Source organism: Lentzea sp. NPDC058436 (assembly GCF_042721515.1).
In the GTDB taxonomy this organism is placed as follows: Bacteria; Actinomycetota; Actinomycetes; order Mycobacteriales; family Pseudonocardiaceae; genus Lentzea.
Genome location: NZ_JBHXLF010000009.1, coordinates 38,181 through 61,273 on the forward strand (window position 1 = coordinate 38,181; position 23,093 = coordinate 61,273).

25 protein-coding genes and 1 tRNA gene are annotated in these 23,093 nt (G+C 68.3%); 8 read left to right on the plus strand and 18 right to left on the minus strand.

From position 1 onward, the window contains the following. The first annotated feature begins 25 nt into the window (after positions 1-25). Complete coding sequence (locus tag ACFWN2_RS28120; protein WP_382432343.1) at positions 26-925, plus strand: SDR family oxidoreductase; 900 nt, start codon at positions 26-28, stop codon at positions 923-925. A 1-nt stretch (position 926) separates the two neighbouring features. Here ACFWN2_RS28120 and ACFWN2_RS28125 read toward each other — a convergent pair whose 3' ends face one another. The 9 genes from ACFWN2_RS28125 to ACFWN2_RS28165 all read right to left on the minus strand — a co-directional run bounded on the left by ACFWN2_RS28125 (position 927) and on the right by ACFWN2_RS28165 (position 7,949). Continuing rightward, positions 927-1,265, minus strand: coding sequence for a hypothetical protein (locus ACFWN2_RS28125; RefSeq protein ID WP_382432345.1), 339 nt, complete (start codon positions 1,263-1,265; stop codon positions 927-929). After that, complete coding sequence (locus ACFWN2_RS28130; RefSeq protein WP_285637061.1) at positions 1,262-1,690, minus strand: heat shock protein transcriptional repressor HspR; 429 nt, start codon at positions 1,688-1,690, stop codon at positions 1,262-1,264. The genes ACFWN2_RS28125 and ACFWN2_RS28130 overlap by 4 nt, the downstream gene beginning before the upstream one ends. A 5-nt stretch (positions 1,691-1,695) precedes the next feature. Then, positions 1,696-2,859 carry a molecular chaperone DnaJ gene (gene dnaJ / locus ACFWN2_RS28135; RefSeq protein ID WP_382432348.1) on the minus strand — a complete coding sequence of 388 codons (1,164 nt, stop codon included), beginning with the start codon at positions 2,857-2,859 and terminating at the stop codon, positions 1,696-1,698. 16 nt (positions 2,860-2,875) lie between these two features. Beyond that, positions 2,876-3,505 carry a nucleotide exchange factor GrpE gene (grpE, locus tag ACFWN2_RS28140; protein WP_382432350.1) on the minus strand — a complete coding sequence of 210 codons (630 nt, stop codon included), beginning with the start codon at positions 3,503-3,505 and terminating at the stop codon, positions 2,876-2,878. Next, a complete protein-coding gene (dnaK, locus tag ACFWN2_RS28145) occupies positions 3,502-5,382 on the minus strand; it encodes a molecular chaperone DnaK (RefSeq protein ID WP_382432352.1) in 1,881 nt (626 codons plus the stop codon). The genes grpE and dnaK overlap by 4 nt, the downstream gene beginning before the upstream one ends. A gap of 182 nt (positions 5,383-5,564) precedes the next feature. After that, the gene (locus ACFWN2_RS28150) at positions 5,565-6,404 is read right to left on the minus strand and encodes a DUF4097 family beta strand repeat-containing protein (RefSeq protein ID WP_382432354.1); all 840 of its coding nucleotides are present in this window, start codon (positions 6,402-6,404) and stop codon (positions 5,565-5,567) included. Between the two features lie 78 nt (positions 6,405-6,482). Then, a complete protein-coding gene (locus tag ACFWN2_RS28155; RefSeq protein ID WP_382432356.1) occupies positions 6,483-7,037 on the minus strand; it encodes a hypothetical protein in 555 nt (184 codons plus the stop codon). Between the two features lie 4 nt (positions 7,038-7,041). Beyond that, the gene (locus ACFWN2_RS28160) at positions 7,042-7,617 is read right to left on the minus strand and encodes a TetR/AcrR family transcriptional regulator (protein ID WP_382432358.1); all 576 of its coding nucleotides are present in this window, start codon (positions 7,615-7,617) and stop codon (positions 7,042-7,044) included. 8 nt (positions 7,618-7,625) lie between these two features. Next, positions 7,626-7,949, minus strand: coding sequence for a DMT family transporter (locus ACFWN2_RS28165; protein WP_382432360.1), 324 nt, complete (start codon positions 7,947-7,949; stop codon positions 7,626-7,628). A gap of 144 nt (positions 7,950-8,093) precedes the next feature. Between ACFWN2_RS28165 and ACFWN2_RS28170 the strand changes: the two genes are divergently transcribed. Next, positions 8,094-10,355 carry a (Fe-S)-binding protein gene (locus ACFWN2_RS28170; RefSeq protein ID WP_382432362.1) on the plus strand — a complete coding sequence of 754 codons (2,262 nt, stop codon included), beginning with the start codon at positions 8,094-8,096 and terminating at the stop codon, positions 10,353-10,355. 51 nt (positions 10,356-10,406) lie between these two features. Here the strand turns inward: ACFWN2_RS28170 and ACFWN2_RS28175 are convergent, their stop codons facing one another. From ACFWN2_RS28175 to ACFWN2_RS28195, 5 genes are all read right to left on the minus strand, one after another. After that, positions 10,407-11,186: an SdrD B-like domain-containing protein gene (locus ACFWN2_RS28175; protein ID WP_382432364.1), complete on the minus strand. Its 780-nt coding sequence runs from the start codon at positions 11,184-11,186 to the stop codon at positions 10,407-10,409. A 70-nt stretch (positions 11,187-11,256) separates the two neighbouring features. After that, positions 11,257-11,637, minus strand: coding sequence for a phage holin family protein (locus tag ACFWN2_RS28180; protein WP_382432366.1), 381 nt, complete (start codon positions 11,635-11,637; stop codon positions 11,257-11,259). 34 nt (positions 11,638-11,671) lie between these two features. Then, entirely contained in the window at positions 11,672-12,934 is a 1,263-nt protein-coding gene (locus ACFWN2_RS28185; protein ID WP_382432368.1) for an LPXTG cell wall anchor domain-containing protein, read from the minus strand. Positions 12,935-13,096: 162 nt separating this feature from the next. Beyond that, a complete protein-coding gene (locus tag ACFWN2_RS28190) occupies positions 13,097-13,648 on the minus strand; it encodes a MarR family winged helix-turn-helix transcriptional regulator (RefSeq protein ID WP_382432370.1) in 552 nt (183 codons plus the stop codon). 176 nt (positions 13,649-13,824) lie between these two features. Further along, positions 13,825-14,202 carry an SdrD B-like domain-containing protein gene (locus ACFWN2_RS28195; protein WP_382432372.1) on the minus strand — a complete coding sequence of 126 codons (378 nt, stop codon included), beginning with the start codon at positions 14,200-14,202 and terminating at the stop codon, positions 13,825-13,827. A gap of 180 nt (positions 14,203-14,382) precedes the next feature. Here ACFWN2_RS28195 and ACFWN2_RS28200 point away from each other — a divergent pair, with 180 nt between their 5' ends. Next, complete coding sequence (locus ACFWN2_RS28200) at positions 14,383-15,363, plus strand: cation diffusion facilitator family transporter (protein ID WP_382432374.1); 981 nt, start codon at positions 14,383-14,385, stop codon at positions 15,361-15,363. Here ACFWN2_RS28200 and dcd read toward each other — a convergent pair. Then, positions 15,360-15,941, minus strand: a complete 582-nt coding sequence (dcd, locus tag ACFWN2_RS28205) for a dCTP deaminase (protein WP_382432376.1) — start codon at positions 15,939-15,941, stop codon at positions 15,360-15,362. The two genes, ACFWN2_RS28200 and dcd, sit on opposite strands and share 4 nt — an antisense overlap. A 73-nt stretch (positions 15,942-16,014) precedes the next feature. Between dcd and ACFWN2_RS28210 the strand changes: the two genes are divergently transcribed. Then, a tRNA-Gly gene (locus tag ACFWN2_RS28210) sits at positions 16,015-16,088 on the plus strand. Between the two features lie 35 nt (positions 16,089-16,123). On the opposite strand, the gene ACFWN2_RS28215 is transcribed toward ACFWN2_RS28210, so the two are convergent. Continuing rightward, a complete protein-coding gene (locus ACFWN2_RS28215; protein ID WP_382432378.1) occupies positions 16,124-16,540 on the minus strand; it encodes a hypothetical protein in 417 nt (138 codons plus the stop codon). A gap of 118 nt (positions 16,541-16,658) precedes the next feature. On the opposite strand from ACFWN2_RS28215, the gene ACFWN2_RS28220 reads away from it, so the two are divergent. Next, entirely contained in the window at positions 16,659-17,021 is a 363-nt protein-coding gene (locus ACFWN2_RS28220; protein WP_382432380.1) for a hypothetical protein, read from the plus strand. Here the strand turns inward: ACFWN2_RS28220 and ACFWN2_RS28225 are convergent. Then, positions 16,981-18,489 carry a sodium:solute symporter family protein gene (locus ACFWN2_RS28225; RefSeq protein ID WP_382432382.1) on the minus strand — a complete coding sequence of 503 codons (1,509 nt, stop codon included), beginning with the start codon at positions 18,487-18,489 and terminating at the stop codon, positions 16,981-16,983. The two genes, ACFWN2_RS28220 and ACFWN2_RS28225, sit on opposite strands and share 41 nt — an antisense overlap. A 277-nt stretch (positions 18,490-18,766) precedes the next feature. Here ACFWN2_RS28225 and ACFWN2_RS28230 point away from each other — a divergent pair, with 277 nt between their 5' ends. Then, positions 18,767-19,405: a response regulator transcription factor gene (locus ACFWN2_RS28230; RefSeq protein WP_382432384.1), complete on the plus strand. Its 639-nt coding sequence runs from the start codon at positions 18,767-18,769 to the stop codon at positions 19,403-19,405. On the opposite strand, the gene ACFWN2_RS28235 is transcribed toward ACFWN2_RS28230, so the two are convergent. Continuing rightward, on the minus strand, positions 19,367-19,942 hold the full coding sequence (locus ACFWN2_RS28235) for a TetR/AcrR family transcriptional regulator (RefSeq protein ID WP_382432386.1): 576 nt from the start codon (positions 19,940-19,942) through the stop codon (positions 19,367-19,369). The genes ACFWN2_RS28230 and ACFWN2_RS28235 overlap by 39 nt on opposite strands. Before the next feature lie 81 nt (positions 19,943-20,023). On the opposite strand from ACFWN2_RS28235, the gene ACFWN2_RS28240 reads away from it, so the two are divergent. Continuing rightward, positions 20,024-21,058 carry an FAD-dependent oxidoreductase gene (locus ACFWN2_RS28240; RefSeq protein WP_382432388.1) on the plus strand — a complete coding sequence of 345 codons (1,035 nt, stop codon included), beginning with the start codon at positions 20,024-20,026 and terminating at the stop codon, positions 21,056-21,058. A gap of 151 nt (positions 21,059-21,209) precedes the next feature. Then, positions 21,210-23,045: an acyl-CoA dehydrogenase gene (locus tag ACFWN2_RS28245; protein WP_382432390.1), complete on the plus strand. Its 1,836-nt coding sequence runs from the start codon at positions 21,210-21,212 to the stop codon at positions 23,043-23,045. The last annotated feature ends 48 nt before the right edge of the window (positions 23,046-23,093 follow it).

The window sequence follows — 23,093 nt, forward strand, 5'->3', positions numbered from 1 at the left end:
AGTCCCATCACTTGAAGGAAGTGCCATGAAGGTCTTCGTCACGGGAGCCAGCGGCCACGTCGGTTCGGCACTGGTCCCGGAACTGCTCACCGCGGGACACCAGGTCGTCGGACTGGCCCGCTCGGACGCGTCCGCCGCCAAGTTGGAGGCCCAGGGTGCCGCCGTCCAGCGCGGTGACCTCGACGACCTGGACGGGTTGCGCAAGGGCGCGGCCGAGGCGGACGCCGTGATCCACCTGGCGTTCAAGCACGAGGAGATGTACGCGGGCGACTACCAGGGGGCGTCGGAAGCAGACCTGGCCGTGGTCCACGCGTTCATCGACGAACTGTCCGGCACCGGCAAGGCGCTGGTCGGCACCGGCGGCACGCTGTCCTACTCCGGTCTCGGCCGCACGGCCACCGAGGAGGAACGGATCCCCAGCGAGGGTCCGCGCGGCGCCGCGCGCAACGCGATCATCGACGCCCAGGGCGTCCGCGGCTCGGTCGTGGTGCTCCCACCGACCGTCCACAGTGCACTGGACGTGGCCGGCTTCATCCCGATCCTGGTCAGGACCGCCCGTGCCACAGGCGTTTCCGGCTACCCCGGCGACGGAGCCAACCGCTGGTCCGCCGGGCACACGGTGGACGCGGCGCGGCTCTACCGGCTGGCGGCCGAGAAGGCTCCGGCGGGTTCGGTGCTGCACGCGGTCGCCGAGGAGGCCATCACCATGAAGGCGATCGCCGAGGTCATCGGGCGGAAGCTGGGCGTGCCGGTCGAGAGCATCCCTGCGGAACGGGCGCAGGAGCACTTCGGCCCGCTCGCGTTCATGGTCTCGCGGGACGCTCCGACGTCCGCGGAGCGCACGAAGGCGTTGCTGGGCTGGGAACCGAAGGAACCCGGCCTCCTGGAGGACCTGGAAGCCGGGTTCTACTTCGAGCAGAGGTGAGTCAGGGCAGGCCCTGCTCGCGCAACCAGTCGTCGATCACGCGTTGCTCGCGCTGGTCGCTCTTCTCGCGGGTCTCGGTGATCAGGCGCAGCCAGTAGAAGTCCGCTTCCAGCTCACCCGTCGAGATCAGCTCCATCACGCGCGGGAGCAGGTAGCGCACGAAGTTCTCGTCGCCGATCGTCCCCGACTTCAGCCAGAACCTCTCGACGTGCTCGGAGGTCAGCTCACGCAGCGGAACGGTCGTGAACGGCGCCACGTCCTGCGCTGTGACGCAGTGGTCGCAGAAGTCGACCACACGGGGACGCGGCGCCGCGAAGACCTCGTAAACGCGTTCGATCATTTGCGGGGCTTGGGTTTCCAGACGACGAGCGCGGTCTCCTGCCGGATCGGCACGAGATCACGACGATAGGACGCGTGCACCGCGGCGGCCGTGGAATCGGCCGCCGCCAACGCCTGCGCGAGTTCCTGCTGGAGTTCGACGACCCGCGACCGGAGGGCGTCCACCTGGTTCTCCAGGTCGATGATCCGCTTGATGCCGGCGAGGTTCACGCCCTCGTCCTGCGAGAGGCGCTGGACCTCGCGCAGCAGCACGATGTCGCGCATCGAGTAGCGGCGGCCGCCACCGGACGTGCGGCCCGGCGAGACCAGGCCCATCCGGTCGTAGGACCGCAGGGTCTGGGCGTGCAGGCCCGACAGCTGGGCCGCCACCGAGATCACGAAGAACGGCGTGTCTTCATCAGTCCCGGGAGGGAACGGAAAACCCACCGAACTCACCGCCCTTCAAGGAGTGCGTTCAGATCACCGCGCGGGTCGTGGTCGGTCGTCACGTCGGCGTAGGCCTGGAGGGCCTTGCGCGCGTCGGACGAGAGGTTGTTCGGCACCGCGACCTCCAGGGTGATCAGGAGATCGCCCGCGGTCCCGTCCCGCTTCTCGATCCCCTTGCCCCGCGCCCGCAGCACTCGCCCGGAGGCGGTGCCCGCCGGCACCTTCAAGGTCACCTTGCCGTCCAGCGTCGGCACGGTCAACGTCGTTCCGAGCGCGAGCTCGGAGAACGTCATCGGCGCCGTCAGCGTCAGGTCGTTGCCCTGACGGCCGAACACGCTGTGCGGGTTGACGTGCACGCGCACGAACAGGTCACCGTTCGGGCCGCCGTTGCGCCCCGGTTCCCCTTGTCCCGCAAGGCGTATCCGCTGGCCGTCGTCGACACCGGACGGGATCCGCACGGTCAGCGTGCGGGTCCGGGTGCTGACGCCGTCACCACCGCACTCGGGGCACGGGTCGTCGATGATCTTGCCGGTGCCGCGGCAGTCGCGGCACGGCTCGCTGAACGCGAACGCGCCCTGCGAGCGCGTGACCAGGCCGGAGCCCGAACACGTCGCGCAGGTGTGCGGCGTGGTGCCGGGCTTGGCACCGGAGCCCTTGCAGGTCGTGCAGGCGGCGGGGGACGACAGGCGCAACGGCACCGTCGCTCCCTTGACCGCCTCGGTGAAGTCGATGCGGACGTCGGTCTCGACGTCCTCACCACGGCGCGGCCTCGTGGCCGAACCGGGCGTCGCGCCGCCGCGCCGGTTGAACAGGCCGCCGAGCAGGTCGCCCAGGCCGCCGCCACCGGTGCCCTGCGCGGCACGGCCGAACAGGTCGTTGACGTCGAAGCCGCCGGAGCCGAAGCCACCGGAGCCCGGGAAACCGCCGCCACCCGCGAACAGGCGGCGGGCCTCGTCGTACTGCTTGCGCTTGGCCGGGTCCGACAGGACGCCGTAGGCCTCGGAGACCGCCTTGAAGCGGGCCTCGGCCTTGGCGTCACCGGGGTTCGCGTCGGGGTGCAGCTCGCGGGCGAGCTTGCGGTACGACTTCTTGATCTCGTCCGCGGTCGCCTCTGAGGAGACGCCCAGCTCGCGGTAGAAGTCCTTTTCGATCCAGTCCCTCTGACTCACCGGACGTCTCCTCCTTTCAGGCGTCTTCGGCCGGGGCGGCTGCGGCGGGCTCGTGGTCGGTCACCGCGACGAGCGCGGGCCGGACGAGCTTCTCGCCGAACGTGTAGCCACGGCGCAGGACGGCGGACACGGTCGGGCCGTCGACGTCCGGGGACGTGCTGTGCTGCACGGCCTCGTGCACCGACGGGTCGAACGCCTCGCCCTCGTGCGCGAACGGCTCCAGGCCGGACTTCTGCAACGTGGAGACGAGCTTGTCCGCGACCGCCTTGAACGCACCGGTCAGGTCGCCGTGCGCGGCGGCCCGTTCGATGTCGTCGAGCACCGAGAGGAGCTCGGAGGCGACGGACGCCTTCGCGTTGGTGATCACCGCTTCGCGGTCGCGTTCCACCCGCTTGCGGTAGTTCGCGTACTCGGCGGTGAGCCGCTGGAGGTCGGCGGTGCGCTCGTCGAGCTGGGTCTTCAGCTCGGCGGCCACCTCGTCCACGACCTCGGCGACCAGGGGCTCTTCGGAAGCGGGAGCGCCTTCCTCCGGTGCCGCGTGGGCCGGCGGCCGGACCTCGCCCGTTTCGGGGTCGATCCGGCGCCGGTCGTTCACGACGACCTGAGGCTGCTCCTCGTCAGGGGCGGCATGCCTCGGTTCGGTCACTTCTTCTCGTCCTCGTCCACGATCTCGGCGTCGACGACGTCGTCGTCCTTCTTCGCACCAGCACCGGCACCGGCGCCCGCACCAGCGGCACCCGGCGCGTCAGCACCAGGGGCCTCGGCACCGGCGGCACCGGGAGCGTTGGCGTAGATCGCCTGGCCGATGGCCTGAGACTCGGTCGCGAGCTTCTCCACCGCGGCCTTGATGGCGGCGATGTCGGTGCCCTTGAGCGCCTCGTTCGCCTCGGCGATCGCGGCGTTGACCTTGTCCTTGATCTCGGCCGGGAGCTTGTCGTCGTTCTCCTTGACGACCTTCTCCGTCTGGTAGACGAGGGTCTCGGCCTGGTTGCGGACCTCGGCCTCCTCGCGGCGGCGCTTGTCCTCCTCCGCGTGGGCCTCGGCGTCCTTCACCATGCGGTCGATGTCGTCCTTCGGCAGCGCGGAGCCACCGGTGATCGTCATCGACTGCTCCTTGCCGGTGCCCAGGTCCTTCGCCGACACGTGGACGATGCCGTTCGCGTCGATGTCGAAGGTGACCTCGATCTGCGGCACGCCACGCGGGGCGGGCGGCAGGCCGGTCAGCTCGAACATGCCGAGCTTCTTGTTGTGCGCCGCGATCTCGCGCTCGCCCTGGAAGACCTGGATCTGGACGGACGGCTGGTTGTCGTCGGCCGTCGTGAAGGTCTCGGAGCGCTTCGTCGGGATCGTGGTGTTGCGCTCGATCAGCTTGGTCATGATGCCGCCCTTGGTCTCGATGCCGAGGGACAGCGGGGTGACGTCGAGCAGCAGGACGTCCTTGACCTCGCCCTTGAGGACACCGGCCTGCAGGGCGGCGCCGACGGCGACGACCTCGTCCGGGTTCACGCCCTTGTTGGGCTCGCGGCCGCCGGTCAGCTCCTTGACGAGCTCCGCGACGGCGGGCATGCGGGTCGAGCCACCGACGAGCACGACGTGGTCGATGTCGCCGACGGAGACACCGGCGTCCTTGATCACGTTGTTGAACGGCGCGCGGGTGCGCTCCAGCAGGTCGTTGGTGATGCGCTGGAACTCGGCGCGCGACAGCGTCTCGTCGAGGAACAGCGGGTTCTTGTCGCCGTCGACCGTGATGTACGGCAGGTTGATCGACGCCTGCGACGAGCTGGACAGCTCGATCTTGGCCTTCTCAGCGGCCTCGCGGATCCGCTGCAGGGCCATCTTGTCCTTGGTCAGGTCGATGCCGTTGGCCTGCTTGAAGCGCTCGACCAGCCAGTCGACGACGCGCTGGTCCCAGTCGTCGCCACCGAGGTGGTTGTCACCGGAGGTCGCACGGACCTCGACCACGCCGTCGCCGAGCTCGAGCAGCGAGACGTCGAACGTGCCGCCACCGAGGTCGAAGACCAGGATGGTCTGCTCCTTCTCGCCCTTGTCGAGGCCGTACGCCAGAGCGGCGGAGGTCGGCTCGTTGACGATGCGGAGCACGTTGAGGCCCGCGATCTGGCCGGCCTCCTTGGTGGCCTGGCGCTGCGCGTCCTCGAAGTAGGCGGGGACGGTGATGACCGCGTCGGTGATCTCTTCGCCCAGGTACGCCTCGGCGTCGCGCTTGAGCTTCATCAGCACGCGCGCGCTGATCTCCTGCGAGGTGTACTTCTTGCCGTCGATCTCGTCGGTCTGCCAGGTCGTGCCGACGTGGCGCTTGACCGAGCGGATCGTGCGGTCGACGTTGGTGACGGCCTGGTTCTTCGCGGGCTGACCCACGAGGACCTCGCCGTTCTTGGCGAACGCGACGATGGACGGAGTCGTCCTCGAGCCCTCCGAGTTGGCGATGACCGTCGGCTCACCGCCCTCGAGAACGGCGACGACGGAGTTGGTCGTCCCCAAGTCGATGCCGACTGCACGCGCCATTGGAGTTCCTTCCACTAGTACTTGTTGAGCGTTGCTGGCTCAAGTTTGCCATCCCACCCAACCTTGAGCCTACCCGACTCAAGCTTTCTGACTGGCTCAACGGCTGGGAAAGTCTCCTTGTTCCCTCAGAACGCGTCGAGGGCCACCCCTTGTGGAGTGGCCCTCGACACAGTCCCCCTGGTTCAGATCGCGAACACCTCGACGTCACCGGAGCCGGTGGAGAGGTTGAGCTCGTTCCGCGCGTTCGGGTCGGTCGCGACGTGGATCCTGCGGTCACCGCTGCCCGACGTGCCGGTGATCTTGTACGGACCCCCTGGCACCCGGACGGTGACATCACCGGACCCGCTGTTGACCCGCACCGGCTTCGCGTCGGTCAGCCTCACGTCGACCCGGCCGGAGCCCGCCTCCGAGATGACCTCGCCGCCCAGCGCCGTGCCGTTGATGTTGCCGGAGGCGGTGTTGGCGAGCACCTTGCCCTTCACCGCGTCCAGTTCGATGTCGCCGGACCCCAGGTCCGCCGTCAGACTGCCGCCGACCCTCGTGGCCTGGAGGTCGCCGGAACCGGCCTTCACCTTGACGTCGCCCGCGATGTCGCGGGTGGTGATCCGGCCGGAGCCGGTCTTGAAGTCGACGGACGCCAGCCCCTCGAAGATGGCGTCACCCGATCCGATGTCCCCCACCAGCGAGATGTCCGCGGCCGGGACCAGGACCGTGTAGTCGATCTCGCAGTCCCGCCCGCACCCGTCGAGCACGAGGGTGTCGCCCTCGACCCGGTGCGCCACGCCCGACGGCTTGTTGTCCTTGTTGTGCTCGACCCTGCGGTGGATCTTCGTCTCGGTCAGCCCCTGCTGGTACCGGATCGTCACGTCCCCGGAGTCGTCGTCGCTGCGCACCCGCACCGACGTGAACTTCTCCGCGACCACGTGGTCGTCGGAGAACTCGTACTTCATGATGCGGATGCCACAGGCCGACACCGTGAGCACCGCCCCCGCCACCAACGCCACCAGCGCCGTCCTCATCATGCTCACAAAGCTAGAGGTGGCAGCGCTCGGCTACACGGATGCAAGCCCCCGAAGGTGGGGTAGGGACAGCCCCACCGCTCAGAACAGGTCTTCGAGAACCGCGCGCAACGCAGGCGCCGTGCGCTGCGGGTCGTTCAGGAAGCGCGTGGACGCCAGCACGTGCGCGGGCGCGATGCGTTCCCACAGCAGGCCGTCGACCGGCACCTCGGCGATGTGCAGCTCCACGCTCTGCGCCCACCGGCCGATGCGCGACTCGATGCCGCGCAGGACGTCGCCGATCGGCAGTGCGGCAGGGCTCTGCACCTGGTGCAGCTGCTCGATGCCGGGCTTCAGCGCGAGCACGGCGGCGCGACTGGCCGGCCGGGTCAGCAACGCCTCGGCGTCCTCGGGGGTCGCGGGGTCGACGCCGCGGGTGCACGCGTCCAGCGCGTCCGCCCACCAGCCCGGCCACTCGGCGGTCACGGCGGCGCGGTCGGTGCCCAGCGGCACCTGCACCGGCAGCGACGGGTCCAGGCCCGGCACGTGCGGATCGACGTCGACCGACAACGCCAGCGAGTCCCGCACGTACAGCGCGGCGAGCAGCCCCAGGCTCACCCCGTGGCTGATGCCGGAGACCTCTCGCGCGAACTTCATGACCTCATTCTTCCCGCGGGGCGGCCGTGAATTCGTCGCGACCGCGGATCAAGAAGGACACGATTGGCTCCAGCTCGTCCTCGTTCGGAGCAACGTCGGCGATCAGTCCCTGGATCAGCAGCCCGTCGACGGCGGCGAGGAACGCCCTGAACGCGACGGGGTCCGCCGGCTTCGCCAGTTCCACGGCCAGGTCGAGCCACCGGCGCGCGGCGGGCTTCAGCTCGGGACGGCGGCCCGCCAGCAGGTACAGCTCGTACTCGGCGAGGGTGCGGCCGCGGTGCTCGTCGACCGCCTTGGCCAGGCACTTCGCGATCTCGCGCGCGCTGCCGGTCGCGACGACGTGCAGCATCTCGTCGCAGAGTTCCTCGGCCGACCACAGCAGTGTGGCGATCAGCAGGTCGTCGAGCGTCGCGTAGTAGTAGGTGGGTGCCGTCGTCGGCACGCCGGCCTCACGGGCGACGCTGCGGTGCGTCACGCCGGTGACGCCCTCGCGTTCGATCACGCGCAGGGTGGCCTCGACGATGGCGCGCCGCTTCTTCTCGCCGCGCGCCTTGCGGCCGTCGACCTTCTGGTACTCCACTACCGCGGTCAGTGCGTCCTCCCGAGTTCGAGCGTCACCACGCCTCCGATGATCAGGACCAGTCCGACGACCATCGTGGGGTTGAGGGTTTCGCCGAGGAACTTCCAGCCGATGATCGCCACGGCTGCGACACCGATGGCAGACCATACGGCGTAGGCGACGCCCACGGGCATACCCAACTTCAACGCGCGCGAAAGTGCGGTGAAGGCGATGGCGTAGCCGACGACGACGATCACGGACGGCCAGAGTCTGGTGAAGCCCTCGGACAGCTTGAGCGACACGGTGGCGGCGATCTCCGCCACGATCGCCGCGGCGAGATACACGTACAACACGGCGACCTCCGGAGGCTCGGACCAACTACCTGAACAAGTGTTCCATAAGTTTTTGATCAACTTCTGGCAACTTGACCGGTACGTGAGGAGACACCGGCCACGTCCAAGTGGTTACTGATCAGTAACGTGGCCTAGACTCCCGCCATGACCCTCCAGCTGGTTCTCGGACTCGTCGCCGTGGCGGTGAGCGTCGTCGCCTGGGGCGTGTTCGTCGCCGCCGTGCTGAAGCAGATCAAGATCATCCGGCTCGGCCAGCCGGACGGCACCCGCTTCGGGCCGTTCGTGCCGCGCATGAAGACGATGATCGTCGAGTTCGTCGCGCACACCAGAATGGCGAAGTTCCGCTCGGTCGCCCCGTGGCACTGGATGGTGATGTGGGGCTTCCTCATCGGCTCCGCGGTGCTGTTCGAAGCGTACGGCGAGGTGTTCGACCCGCACTTCCACTGGCCGATCATCGGCACGTGGTCCGTCTGGCTGCTGCTGGTCGAGCTGCTCGGCGTCGGCACCGTCGTCGGTGGTGTGGCCCTCGCGGTGATCCGCCAGCGCAACCACCCTCGCCGCGCCGACAGGGTCTCCCGGTTCCAGGGCTCCGACTTCAAGTCCGCGTACTTCGTCGAGGCCGTCGTGATCATCGAGGGCGTCGGCATCCTGCTGGTCAAGGCGTTCAAGCAGTCGAGCGGCCTCGAGTCCGCTCCCCTGTGGACGTCGTTCGTGACGCAGCCGATCGCGCAGATCCTGCCCTCCGCGCCCATCTGGGTGTCGGTGATGGCGCTGGTCAAGCTGCTGAGCGGCATGATCTGGCTGATCGTGGTCGGCAGGAACCTCACGATGGGTGTCGCCTGGCACCGGTTCTCGGCGTTCTTCAACATCTACTTCAAGCGCGAGGACGACGGTGGCGTCGCTCTGGGCGCGCTGAAGCCGATGATGTCCGGCGGCAAGGTCCTGGACCTCGAAGAAGCCGACCCGGACAAGGACGTGTTCGGCGTCGGCAAGGTCGAGGACTTCACCTGGAAGGGCGTCCTCGACTTCTCCACCTGCACCGAGTGCGGCCGCTGCCAGTCGCAGTGCCCCGCGTGGAACACCGGCAAGCCGTTGTCCCCCAAGCTGGTCATCACGCAGCTCCGCGACCACATGTACGCGAAGGCGCCGTACCTGCTGGCCGGTGGCTCGAAGGACATGGGCGGCGACGAGGTCGGTCTCACCGAGGACAAGTACGAGGACTACAAGAAGCGTCTTGAGTCGATCGACGTGCTGGCGATGGCCGAGGCCGAGCGCCCGCTGATCGGCGGCCCGGACGAGCTGGGCGTCATCGACCCCGAGGTGCTGTGGTCCTGCACGACCTGCGGCGCGTGCGTCGAGCAGTGCCCGGTGGACATCGAGCACGTCGACCACATCGTCGACATGCGCCGCTACCAGGTGCTGATCGAGTCGAACTTCCCGACCGAGCTCGGCGGGATGTTCAAGAACCTGGAGAACAAGGGCAACCCGTGGGGCCAGAACTCCAAGGACCGCCTGGCGTGGACCGAGGGCCTCGACTTCGAGGTGCCGGTGTTCGACGGCGAACTGGGCGACGCGGAGTACCTGTTCTGGGTCGGCTGCGCCGGCGCGTTCGAGGACCGCGCGAAGAAGACCACGCGTGCCGTCGCCGAGCTGCTGCACACCGCGGACGTCAAGTACACGGTGCTCGGCCCGGAGGAGACCTGCACCGGTGACCCGGCCCGCCGCGCCGGCAACGAGTTCCTGTTCCAGATGCTCGCGCAGCAGAACGTCGAGGTCCTGAACTCGGTGTTCGAGGACAGGCCCGTCGGTCAGCGCAAGATCGTCGTCACGTGTGCGCACTGCTTCAACACGCTCGCCAACGAGTACCCGCAGGTCGGCGGCACGTACGAGGTCGTGCACCACACGCAGCTGCTCAACAAGCTGGTGCGCGAACGCCGCCTGGTGCCGGTCGCGCCGGTCACCGAGGACGTCACGTACCACGACCCGTGCTACCTGGGCCGCCACAACAAGGTCTACGAGGCACCGCGTGAGCTGATCGGGGCGTCCGGCGCGAAGCTGCGCGAGATGCCGCGGCACGAAGAGCGCTCCATGTGCTGTGGTGCCGGTGGCGCCCGCATGTGGATGGAGGAGCGGATCGGCAAGCGCATCAACGTCGACCGCGTGGACGAGGCGCTGGCCACCGCGCCGTCGAAGATCGCGACCGGCTGCCCGTTCTGCCGCGTGATGCTCACCGACGGCGTGACGGCGCGGCAGTCCGACGGCCAGGCCGGTGCGCACGTCGAGGTCGTGGACGTGGCGCAGATGCTGCTGGAGTCGGTGCGGCGCGGCAAGGAGCCGAAGGACACGCCGACCGACGAGGTTCCGACCGGCACGCCGCTGCCGGACGAGGACAAGACGAAGGTCTAGTCGTGGCAAGCGAACGGCCCCGGTCCACAGTGGACCGGGGCCGTTCTGCTGTCAGAACGCCCAGACGCTGAGCTTCTTGGCGTTGTTCCGCGGGTTGACGTCCGGAGCGCCGAGGGTCTCGGCGGTCACGGCGATCTCGCCGTGCCTGATCGGCCCGTCCACGCGCGCCTTCACGGTGTAGGTGACGGACTGGCCGATGTACGTGTCCGCCTGGTAGACGCTCGACAGGCTCACGCGCTGCCCGTCGACGTGCCAGACGGGTGCGTTGGCGGACAACGGGGTCAGCCCTTCCGGCAGCGTGGCGTAGCCGTGCAGCGGGGTGGGCAGGTTGCTCTTGTTCCTGTACGTGACATTGACGTCGACCTCGTCGCCGACCCGCATGAAGCGGGGCGCGTCCACGCGGTCGACCGCCGTGTCGAACCGCCCCTTCACGAAACCGGCGTCGAACGGGCCGGCCTCGCCACCCGGCGCGAGGGTGAACTCGGCGGTGTCCAGGGTGTTCGGGTCGAAGTCCGAGTCGCCACCGCTCTTGGTGAACGTCGTGTCGTACTGCCGACTGAACATGGTCACCACGTAGGTGCCCGCCGGGACGTCCTCGAACCGGTAGCGGCCGTTCTCGTCGGTGGTCGCCGCCCGGTACAGCCCCGGGATCAGGAAGGTGTAGCCGGCCCGTGGCGCCTCGCCCGGCTGCCGGATGCCGTCCCCGTTGTCGTCGAACCACGCCGAACCGGTGACGGCCCCGCCGGGCTCGTCGGCCATCGCCGGCGATACGACGACGGCCGACGCGGCCAGCGCGAGCCCGAGTGCGGAAAGTCTTGCCAGAGCACGCATTTTCGAATCCCCCAGTGTGCAAGAAGTGGAACTTCACCTCATCCACGCACAGCGGGGGAGTTCGGTTGCCTCAGTCCTTGTCGGTGATCTTGTCGTAGATCACGTCCAGCACCCAGCCGGTCAGGGCGACGATGATCGCGCCCCAGAACGCGGGCCAGAAGCCGTCCACGCGGAACGGCAGGTCGAGCTGCTCGGCCAGCCAGCCGGTGAGCATGAACAGCAGCGCGTTCACGACGAGCCCGATCAGGCCGAGCGTGACCAGGTAGAACAGGCAGCCGAAGAACTTCACGAGCGGCTTCACGATCGCGTTGACCAGGCCGAAGATCACCGCGACGCCGATCAGCGTGAGGATTCTGGAGCCGGTGGAACCCTCACCCAGGTCGATGCCGGGGAGGGCGGTCGACACCCAGACCGCCACGGCGGTCAGCAGCACATGCACCAAGATGCCCATGCCGCGCAGACTAGCCGTGGCGGGTCCTATGTGGTCAGGAGCGGCGACGGCGTGCCACGAAGAACGCGCCGGCACCGGCGACGAGCAGCACCGCTCCCAGCGTCAGGGGACCGAACACCGACGCGCCCGTGGACGCGAGGCCGGACTTGCTGCCCGCCTGGGCCACGACCGCAGTGGTGGTGGTCGTCGGGGCCGCAGTGGTGGTCGACGTCGTCGGAGCGGTGCTCTTCTCGACGACCTTGATCGGCTTCACGGCGACGTTGTTCTTGTGGTTCGTGTCCGGGAGACCGTCGAAGATGAAGCGCGCCATCGCGTGCACCTCCTGGTACTCCAGGTCGTTCAGCTCGATCTTGAGCGTGACCTCCAGCTGCCGGCCCGGGAGGATCTTGTCCTTGACGGCGAAGTCGTCGTCGGTTCCCGGTCGCACCGTCACGTTGTCGCTGTGCGACAGCAGCTTCGCGGAGAAGGAGCCCAGGGCGAAGGTCGGCGCGATCGGCACGTTGCCCTTGTTGGAGAGCGTCAGCTTCACGTCGATCTGCTCGCCGAGGGTGTAACTGTCCTTGACCGGGGAGAGCGCGGACTCGAGCGCGATGTCGGCCGCGGCGTTCACGTAGCGCAGGTCGACGCGGAACTCGCGCTCGGCGCTCTCGGGCACCGCGCGGGTGCCCGTCAGCCAGTCGACGTCCTTGTCGGACTTCGGTTCCGCCAGCGTGAGGCGGTCCTTCTGCAGGCCGGGCGCGACCACGTTGAGGGTGCCCATCGGCAGGTCGAGCCGGTACGCGCCGTCCGGTCCGGCCGCGGTCTCGGCGCTGAAGTCCGCACCGGTCCGCGTCCGACCGGTGACCTTGACCTTGCCGCTGTGCGTCTTCTCGTCCGCCTGCTTGACGCCGTCACCGTTCGCGTCGACGAAGGTGAAGCCGTTGAGGAAGTAGCCGCGCAACGGGAAGTCGAGGCCCGACGAGGACTCCGACGCGCCGTGAGCCACCTTCGTGGTGGAGTAGTCGGTCATGTCGATGTTGCTGATCGTGTACTTCGGCCCCTTCGGCAGGACGGCCTTGTAGCGGCCGTCCGGACCGGTCGGGTAGGTGCCGACCAGCTCGGTGCTGCCCTGGACCCGGATGGCGACGCCGTTGCCGTTGGCGCGGACGCTCTCACCCTCGTTGAACGCGTTGTCGCCGTTGCGGTCGATGTAGAACAGACCCTCGACGGTGATCGTCTCGTCCTGCGCGGCGGCCGACGTGGCCGCGGCTGGCAGGACGAAGGCAGCCGTCATCGCGACGGCGAAGATCTTCTTCACTGTTCCCCCAGTGTCCGATTGCTCCTCTTGGAACATCGGAACACCGGGGGTCCAGCGTTGCGTGATGCCGGTCACTCACTCCGACAGCGGGTAGCCACCCATCTCGCACCCCTCCCTCTCATGCCAGATAGCACGATATCGGATAGTACGAGTTCGCAGCAATTACTCCTTGCTGTCGAGCGCGAGCCGGGTACGGCGGTGCGCGGGCCCGAGTTCGCCGGACAGCACCTCCATCACCTGGCGCAGCAGGTCGCGCAGGTTCTCCAGGTCACCGCCGGGCAGCGCCGTGAAGAGGTCGCGCTCCCGTTCGGCCTGGCCCGCGACGATCCGCAGGAAGATCTCGCGGCCGGCGTCGGTCAGGGTGGCGGGCAACGACCGGCGGTCGCTCGGGTCGAGCTCGCGGACCACGAGACCCGCCTTCTCCAGCCGGTCCAGGCGGCTCGTGATCGTGGTGGCCGGACTCAGCGTGCCGTTCGCGAGCTGCTTGGGCGTGAGCCGGTGCGGCGGCCCGATCCAGAAGAGCCGGGCGAGGATCTCGTAGTCGGCGCGGTTGAGCCCGTGCGGCGCGGCGATCTCCGCGGCCAGGAAGTCGAGGTACTTGCTGATCTGGTGCACCCGGTCGACCACACCCTCGACCACCGGGTCGATCGCCGGAACCATGGCCCTCCACGACGCGACCTCGGCATCGGTGTCGTCCGCACCACGTTCGCCCATCGCACGATCGTAGTTGCGCCCGACATGCGGAACGGCCCGCGTCTCTCCCGGACGCGGGCCGTTCCGTCTTACCCCCTGGTGATCAGCGTCCCCCCGGTGCGGATCCCAGCCTTAAGACACCCCAGGCCTCGTGGATGTTGCCCCGGCCACCGAATGTCACTCGAATGCAGTAACGGTCACGCGGCGCGGACACCGAAGTCGACCTCGTAGCCGTTGTCGTCCTCGACGGAGATCCTCACGAGCTGCGGCGTGGTGGCGAGGAGTTCGGGGTCGGCGTAGCTGACCTCCCACACACCAGCCGGCACGCGCTTGACGTGCCAGCTCCCGTAGGCGTCGGTCGGGAACGGGTAGCGCCCGCCGTCCGGCCCCTTGACCATGACGTCGACGCCGGAGATCCCCGGCTCGCCCTCCTGCCGCACGCCGTCGGCGTTGAGGTCGTGGAACACCACGCCGCCGATGTAGCTCGTCGGCGCGGCCTGTGCGGACGCGACGCCGGCGAACGCGACCACGGAAGCCGTGACCGCAATGACCGCAGCACGAATCTTGCCACCCATTTTCGTTTCCCCCAGGAAATTCGAACGACCGCGCATTTCCGCGGATTCCCCGGACGCTCCCCAGCATCCGGTCACCACATAAGTCGTTCGAGGGACCGCACGGGTTGTCCCCGTGACTCAACCGTGATCCCCGCCTGTCGCAGCAGGTGCGCGCAAGCTGGACGTCCTAGGCTGATCGTCATGAGCGAGAAACCGCAGGGCTCAGGCGAAAGCACCCTCACCGTTGTCCTGGCCCTGCTGGTGAATCTGGCGATTGCCATCATGAAGGCCATTGCGGGCGTTTTGACCGGTTCGGCCGCAATTCTCTCCGAGGCCGCGCACTCGGTCGCCGACACGTTCACCGAGGCACTCCTGCTGACCGCCCTGCGCCGCTCGGACCGCCCGGCCGACCGCCGCCACCCGTTCGGCTACGGCAAGGAGCGCTACTTCTGGTCGCTGCTGGCCGCCGTCTCGATCTTCGCCTCGGGCGCGATGTTCGCGTTCTACGAAGGCTTCCGCACGGTCTTCGGCCACCCGGAGGAACAGACCCGCCCGCTCGTCGGCTACATCGTGCTGGGCCTGGCGTTCGCCCTGGAGTCGATCTCGTGGACGCAGGCGTTCCGGCAGGTCCGCAGCGAGTCCGCGGCACACGGCCGAGGCTTCTGGGACTACCTGCGGATCTCCGACGACCCGACCGTCAAGACCGTCTTCCTGGAGGACTCGGCGGCCCTGATCGGCCTGCTCCTGGCGTTCTCGGGCCTCGGCCTGCACCAGCTGACCGGCTCGTCGCTGTGGGACGGCCTCGCCTCGCTGGCGATCGGCCTGCTGCTGGCACTGGTCGCGTACACCCTGGCGCGCACCAACCGCGGCCTGCTGATCGGCCGCCAGGCGGACCCGGTGATGGTGAAGGCGATCTGGCGCCGGCTGGGCGAGGTGCCCGAGGTCGACGCCGTCGTGGACGTGCTCACGATGCTCATCGGCACCGACCGCGTGCTGCTGTGCGCCCGCCTCGACTTCGACGACGACCTCACCGCGCACCAACTGGAAGACGCCTGCGTGCGCATCTCCGCGGAGCTGCGCACCGAGTTCACGGACCTCGACGAGATCTTCCTCGAACCTGTCCCGCGCACCGACCCGGAACTGCGCCGCCGGGTGCTGGAGCGCTACGGAGACCTGAGCTAGCGGCGCGTGTCCGTGCGGTGGAAGTTCAGGTACGCCCTGCTGGGAGTCGGCCCGCGCTGCCCCTGGTACCGGCTGCCGGCCTGCGACGAACCGTAGGGGTGCTCCGCCGGGCTCGACAGCTTGAACAGGCACAGCTGCCCGATCTTCATGCCGGGGTGCAGCGTGATGGGCAGGTTCGCGACGTTCGACAGCTCCAGCGTGATGTGACCGGAGAAGCCGGGGTCGATGAAGCCGGCGGTCGAGTGCGTCAGCAACCCGAGCCGCCCGAGGCTGGACTTGCCTTCGAGGCGCCCGGCCAGGTCGTCCGGCAGCGTCACCATCTCGTAGGTCGACCCGAGCACGAACTCGCCGGGGTGCAACACGAACTGCTCGTCCGCCGGCGTCTCGATCAGACTCGTGAGGTCGTCCTGCTGCTGCGCGGGATCGATGTGGGTGTACTTCGTGTTGTTGAAGACCCGGAAGAACCGGTCCAGCCGCACGTCGATGCTCGACGGCTGGAGCATCTCGACGTCGAAGGGGTCGAGGGCGAGACGGCCGGACTCGACCTCTTTGCGCAGATCCTGGTCACTCAGCAGCACCCGGACAGGCTAACCGAAGACGGCCGCGGGTCGCGTTGCCCGCCTGTGTATGATCGGCGACGAGCTTGCTCACGCGGGTGTAGTTCATTGGTAGAACGACAGCTTCCCAAGCTGTAGAGGCGGGTTCGATTCCCGTCACCCGCTCCACTCGAAGGCCCTCCACGCGGAGGGCCTTCGTCGTTTCAGTCGACCGGCAGGCCCCACGGGCGGCGGTCCAACTCCACCCAGCCGCCGCCGTGCGCGAGCGCCGCCCGCACCCCCGCCACGTGGTCCGCGAACGACGCGAGGTCGCCGTGCAGCAACTCGGCGCGTTCTACGTCCAGGGGGTGTGTGTCGTCGTGCCACAGGTCCACGGAGAACGAGGCCACGAACGAGATGGACTGCAGTAGTTGCATCAGGGCCACGGAGGGGCGCGAGGTCTCGCCCAGGTAGGAGAGGCGGATCTCTTCGCACACGGCGAGCAGGGCGCGCACCTGGCGGATGGCGTCTGCCGGGGTGCCGTCCCAGGAGGGGTCCGGCCAGACGCGGTCACTGAGCTCCAGCCAGAGTCGCCAGCCGGTGGCGAGTTCCGCGTCGTCTGCGGGAGACCACATACCCATGCGTTCCACTGTGCATGGGCGAGCGACAAGTGTCTCGTGACGATGACGCACGCCACGACAACCGATGCACCACACACACGTCTAGAAGCGCATGACGCGTTCCTGGCAAGGACAGAGCGTGAAGAGTCTGGTGATCGGGCTCGCCGTGGGCGTGGTTCTCGCGGTGCTGGCGTTGCCCGCGCTGCGGTATGAGATCTCCGATCACGCCAACCTGCTGACGCGGGTGCTGGCCTACGGCTTCCTGTTGGTGCCCGTTGCTGTGGTCACGGTGTTGAAGAGCGCGTTCCCCGTGACGCACACGACCGGGCTGGTCGCGGGGGCGACCCTGGCGCTGGCGAGCACGGCTCAGACTTACACCGGTACGCCGATGCCCTACGTGTGGCTCGCGGCGGCGACCCTGTTCGGGTGCGCCGCCGCGAGGATCATGCGGAACGAAAGGCTTACGCCTTCACCTTCTCCGGTTCCGGTTCGTCGGAGCTGAGCGAGTCCAGCAGTGCGTCGCGCTCGGTGGAGGGCTCCTTCTTGAGGAAGCCGATCGCCAGGTAGAGCACCAGCGAGAGCAGCAGTGGCCACGAGACGAGCACGCCCTTGGTGACCCAGGCCGCCTTGTTCAACTGCTCGACGTAGAGGAACGCCCACATGCCGAGGCCGCCGACGACCGAGGCGATCGCCGCCGTGGAGCCGACCTTGCGGAACCACGGGAGCAGGCCGAGCATCAGCGGGATCGCGATCGGGCCCATGGTGGCGGCGACCAGGTCGACGACCACCTTGAGCACGAAGCCCTGGCCTCCCGAGGCGATGGCGATGATCATGCTTATGCCGATGAAGGAGAACGTCGTGATGCGGGCCAGCAGCAGCTGGTTGTCCGCGGAGAACGTCTTCACCTTCTTCCACAGGTGGGGCAGCATGTCGCGGTTGATCACGGCCGCGATGACGTTCGCGTCCGACGACACCATGGCCATGGTGTGCGAGAAGAAGCCCGCCAGTACCAGGCCGATCATGCCGGCGGGCAGCATCTGCTTGCCCATCTCGATGTAAGCGTTCTCCGCCTGGGCTCCTTCGAGGCCCGGCACGATCAGCGGCGCCGCCCACATCGGGAAGAACAGGACGAGCGGCCACACGAGCCACAGCGCCGACGAGAGCAGTGCGGACCGCTTGGCCGCGAAGCCGGACGGCGCGGCCATGTAGCGCTGCGCCAGGTTCCACATGCCGCCGTTGTACTCCAGCGTCTTGATCAGGAAGAGCGCCATGAGGAACGTCGACGTGTACGGGCCCGCGAGCGGGTCGCTGTGGCTCTCCGGGAGCTTGTCCCAGATCGTCACGGGGAAGCTCCAGCCGAGGGTGCCGGCGACGGCGAAGAACATCGCGAAGCCCGCTGCCGCCTGGATGATGAACTGGCCGAAGTCGGTGAGCGCGTCGGCCCACAGGCCGCCGAGCACGGAGTAGACCATCGTGACCAGGCCGATGATGACGATGCCCCAGGTGATCGGGACACCCGCGAAGCCGCGGAGCAGGATCGCGACGGCCGCCCACTTGGCGGCGATGTCGACGACCTTGAGCAGCGCGCCGGCGTAGGCCATGACCTGCTGGGTCGGCACGTTGTAGCGCTTGGCCAGGTACTCGAGCGGCGACTTGACGTCGTGCTTCGAGCGCAACCGGTTCCACCTCGGCGCGAACAGGAACGCACCGATGCCGACGCCGATGCCGATCGTCAGCGACCACCACACGTAGACGGTGAGGCCGAGCCGGTAGGCCTCGGAGGCGAACGCCACGAACATGACCGCGCTGTAGCCCGACATGTGGTGCGAGATGCCGGACAACCACCACGGCATCTTGCCGCCGGCCGTGAAGAAGTCGGCGATGTTCTGGACCCGCCCACGCGACCAGAGCCCGATCGCGACCATCACGAAGAAATAGCCGACAACCACGATCCAATCGAGGGTGCCCATGTGACCTCCTTGCGTGCACACACGTGTGCCCGCGAGAGCACCAGGCCTCATGGCGGCGGAACCTGGCACATCCGCACGGGATATGTGACGTAGGTCTTACGAGACTGTTGCCCCGCGGCGGAAGGGTTTCGCCGGTCTTGAATCACATTCGTGACCCTTGTTCATACATGCGAACCGTCTTGGCGCATTGTCATTTCCGGTCCTGTTCCCGGTCCTATTCCGCGTCACGCGGACGGGGGAATGTCGTCACCCCTTCGGATGCACGAAGGAGGTGCTGATGCTCCCGCCAAGCCGGCCTGCTCCCGGCGTCGCGCTGATCGATCCTGTGCCGCTCTACCGCGAAGGCCTGTCCGCCCTGGTCAGAAGGACTCCCGGGCTGCGCTGGCTCGGGTCGACGGGCGACCTGAACGCTGCCGTTCGCCTGCACGAACGACTGCGGCCCGACGTGCTGCTCGTCGACTCCGTGCTCGATCCGGTCGGCCACCTGGCGCGGCTGCTGGTCGAGCGCGACCCCGCCCTGCTCGTCATCGGGCTCGCCCGCGACGCCCACTCGCACGTGAACTACGTCACGACCGCGCTGGAGGCGGGGGTGCGCGGCGTCGTGTCGCGCAGCGCCCAGCCGGAGCAGATCGTGCGGGTGATAGCCGAAACGTGCCGTTCACGTGGCTACGTGCACCCCGACCTCAGGTCGAGCGAACGGCCGACGCTGACCAAGCGCGAGTACGAGGTGCTCACGCTGATCGCGGACGGCCTGGAGAACCGGCAGGTCGCCGACGAGCTGGTGCTGTCCGTCGAGACCGTGCGCACCCACGTGAAGGGCATCCTGCGCAAGCTCAGCGCACGGGACCGCACGCACGCGGTCTCGCTCGCCTACCGGTCAGGACTGCTGATCGGCCGCCCATCCGTGCTCGAGTAAGCCGAACACCTCGTCGGCCGCGCGTTCGCGGTCCGGCCGGTCGAAGATCACGTCCCTCGCGTCCAGCGCGAAGCGGGCCAGCGCCGCGCACCTGACGTCGTCCGGCGGCGCACCGGTCTCCTCCGCGATGGCGCGGGCCAGCGCGTCCTGGTGGCGCGTCCACATCCCGTGCCCGTACGACCGCAGCGCCGGGGTCTCCAGCACCAGCCGCTGGAAGACCTCGAACTGCGGGTGGTCGGCGTGCACCCGCGCCGCGCGCACGAAGTGGTCGCGCAGCGCCATCGGGATCGACCGGCCCTCGCGGTTGCGCACGACCTGGACCAGCTCCGACTCCTGCTCCTCGTCCTCGTCGAAGAGCAGCGCCTCCTTGCTCGGGAAGTGCTTGAACAGCGTCGTGACCGACACGTCCGCCGTGTCGGCGATCTCCTTCACGCCCACGTCGTCGAAACCGCGGTCGAGGAACAGCCGCAGCGCCGCCTCGGCGATCGACTGGCGGGTCTGCAGCTTCTTCCGCTCGCGGCGGCCGAGCTCGGTCACCCCACGATCGTACCGCAAGAGTTGAGCAGGTTCAAAAGTGTAGTGGTTGCACTTTTTGAGTCGATGCGCTTTCCTGGAGACATGACCACACCGCGCATCGCCATCGCAGGGGCCGGCATCGGCGGCCTCACCTGTGCCCGAGTCCTCCAGCTGCACGGCTTCGAGCACGTCACCGTCTTCGAGCGGGAGAGCTCGCCGGAGGCCCGTCAGCAGGGCGGCACCATCGACCTGCACGCCGACAGCGGTCAGGAGGCGGTCCGCGCCGCGGGTCTCTTCGACGAGTGGCGGGCGCTCGCCCGGTTCGAGGGGCAGGAGCAGCGCAAGGTCGACCACGCCACGGCCGAGTTGATCGAGCACGAGCCGCCGGAGGGCGACTTCCGGCCCGAGATCGACCGAGGCCAGCTCCGCGACCTGCTCCTCGGCTCGCTCGCACAGGGAACCGTGCGCTGGGGCCGGGGCATCGGCTCGGCACGCCCCGGCGAGGTCACGTTCCTCGACGGCTCGACGGAAGCGTTCGACCTGGTCATCGGCGCGGACGGTGCCTGGTCTCGGGTCCGCCCCGCCGTCTCGCCCGCCGTGCCCCGGTACACCGGCGTGCTGTTCGTCGAGACCCGGCACGACCGCGACGAGGCACTGCTCGACCTCACCGGCCAGGGCACGATGGTCGCGGACGACGACGGCCTGATGCTCTGGGCGCAGCGCAACAGCGGCGATCACATCCGCGCCTACGCGTGCGTGCGAGCGGACGAGAATTGGAAGCCCTCCAACGCCGAACTGCTCGACCTGTTCGCCGGCTGGCACCCCTCACTGCTGGCGTTCCTCGAAGGCGAGCTGATCCACCGGCCGCTGTACTCGCTGCCGGTGCCGCACACGTGGACGCACACGCCCGGCGTCACGCTGCTCGGCGACGCCGCCCACCTTCAGCCACCGCTGGGCGTCGGCGCGAACCTCGCGATGCAGGACGCGGCCGAACTGGCGCTCGCGATCGCGGAGCACGGTGTCCGAGACGGGGTGCCGGCCTACGAATCGGTCATGTTGCCCCGGAGCGTGGGCTTCGCCGAGCGCACGAACCCCGCGCTGCTCGAGATGGTCCGCGAGCGCCCGGCACGCGTCTGACCGGCTCTCATGCCCGATTCAGGTGTGAACGAGGAGTGTCTGGTTCGCCACCACTGGGTGGTCGGCCTTGCCGGGGTTACTGTCGAGTAATACTCTGTTGTTACCGGTCAGTAGGCGACCCCGCCGCGACCCTGAGGAGTGAGCTGACGAGATGGGCCACTACAAGAGCAACGTCCGGGACCTCGAGTTCAACCTCTTCGAGGTCTTCAACGTGCAGGACCACCTCGGCACGGGGCCGTTCGAGCAGTCCGACGAGGACACCGCGCGCAGCGTGCTGGCCGAGATCAAGAACCTCGCGGAGGGCGTCCTCGGCGACTCCTTCGCCGATTCCGACCGCAACCCCCCGGTGTTCGACCCGGCGACGCACTCGGCGACCCTGCCGGAGTCGCTGAAGAAGTCGTACCAGGCCGTGTGGGACGGCGAGTGGTACCGCCTTTTCCTGCCGGACGAGCTGGGCGGCTTCGGCACCCCGCGGTCGGTCATGTGGGCCGCGTCCGAGCTGCTGCTCGGCGCGAACCCGGCCGTCTACATGTACCTGGCGGGCCCGAGCTTCGCGACGGTCGTGCACAACAACGGCACCGCGCGCGACAAGCACTGGGCGCAGCTGATGATCGACCGCGGCTGGGGCGCCACCATGGTGCTGACCGAGCCGGACGCCGGTTCCGACGTCGGTGCCGGTCGCACCAAGGCGATCAAGCAGGCGGACGGCTCCTGGCACATCGACGGCGTGAAGCGCTTCATCACGTCCGCCGACCAGGACCTGACCGAGAACATCATGCACATGGTGCTCGCGCGTCCCGAGGGCGACGGCGTCGAGGCGCGGCCGGGCACCAAGGGCCTGTCGCTCTTCCTGGTGCCGAAGTTCCACTTCGACCCGGAGTCCGGTGACCTGGGCGAGCGCAACGGCGCCTTCGTGACCAACGTCGAGCACAAGATGGGCCTCAAGGCGTCCACCACGTGCGAGCTGACCTTCGGCCAGCACGGCGTGCCCGCCCAGGGCTGGCTGCTCGGCGAGGTGCACGACGGCATCGCGCAGATGTTCGACGTCATCGAGTACGCCCGCATGATGGTCGGCACCAAGGCCATCGCGACGCTGTCGACCGGGTACCTGAACGCGCTGTCCTACGCCAAGGAGCGCGTGCAGAGCGCCGACCTGACGCGCATGACGGACAAGACCGCGCCGCGCGTCACCATCACCAACCACCCGGACGTCCGCCGCAGCCTGATGCTGCAGAAGGCGTACGCCGAGGGCCTGCGCGCCGTGTACCTGTACACCGCGACGTTCCAGGACAAGGTGATGCTCGGCGGCGACGACGCCAAGCTCGCGGCCCAGGTCAACGACCTGCTGCTGCCGATCGTCAAGGGCGTCGGCTCGGAGCGCGCGTACGAGCAGCTGGCGCAGTCGCTGCAGACGCTGGGCGGCTCGGGCTTCCTGCAGGAGTACCCGATCGAGCAGTACATCCGCGACGCGAAGATCGACTCGCTGTACGAGGGCACCACGGCCATCCAGTCGCTGGACTTCTTCTTCCGGAAGATCATCCGTGACAAGGGCCAGGCGCTCGCGTTCATCAACGGCGAGATCCAGTCGTTCCTCGACAACGAGGGCGGCAACGGTCGTCTGAAGGAGGAGCGGGCGCTGCTCAAGCAGGGTCTTGAGGACCTGCAGGGCATGCTCGGCGCGCTGGTCGGCTTCCTGACCACCTCGCAGGAGGACGTGCGCAACCTCTACAAGGTCGGCCAGAACTCGGTCCGCCTGCTGATGACCGCGGGTGACGTGCTCGTCGGCTGGCTGCTGCTGCGCCAGGCCGAGGTCGCGCTGGAGAAGCTCGGCGGCACGCCGTCGGCCAAGGACAAGGCGTTCTACGAGGGCAAGATCGCCGTGGCGTCGTTCTTCGCGAAGAACGTGCTGCCGGAGCTCACCTCGCGCCGCAAGATCGCGGAGTCCACCGACAACGCGCTCATGGACATCGACGAGAGCGTTTTCTAAAACGCCTCAGAACGACGGGTCCGTGCACCTCCTGCCCGAGGTGCACGG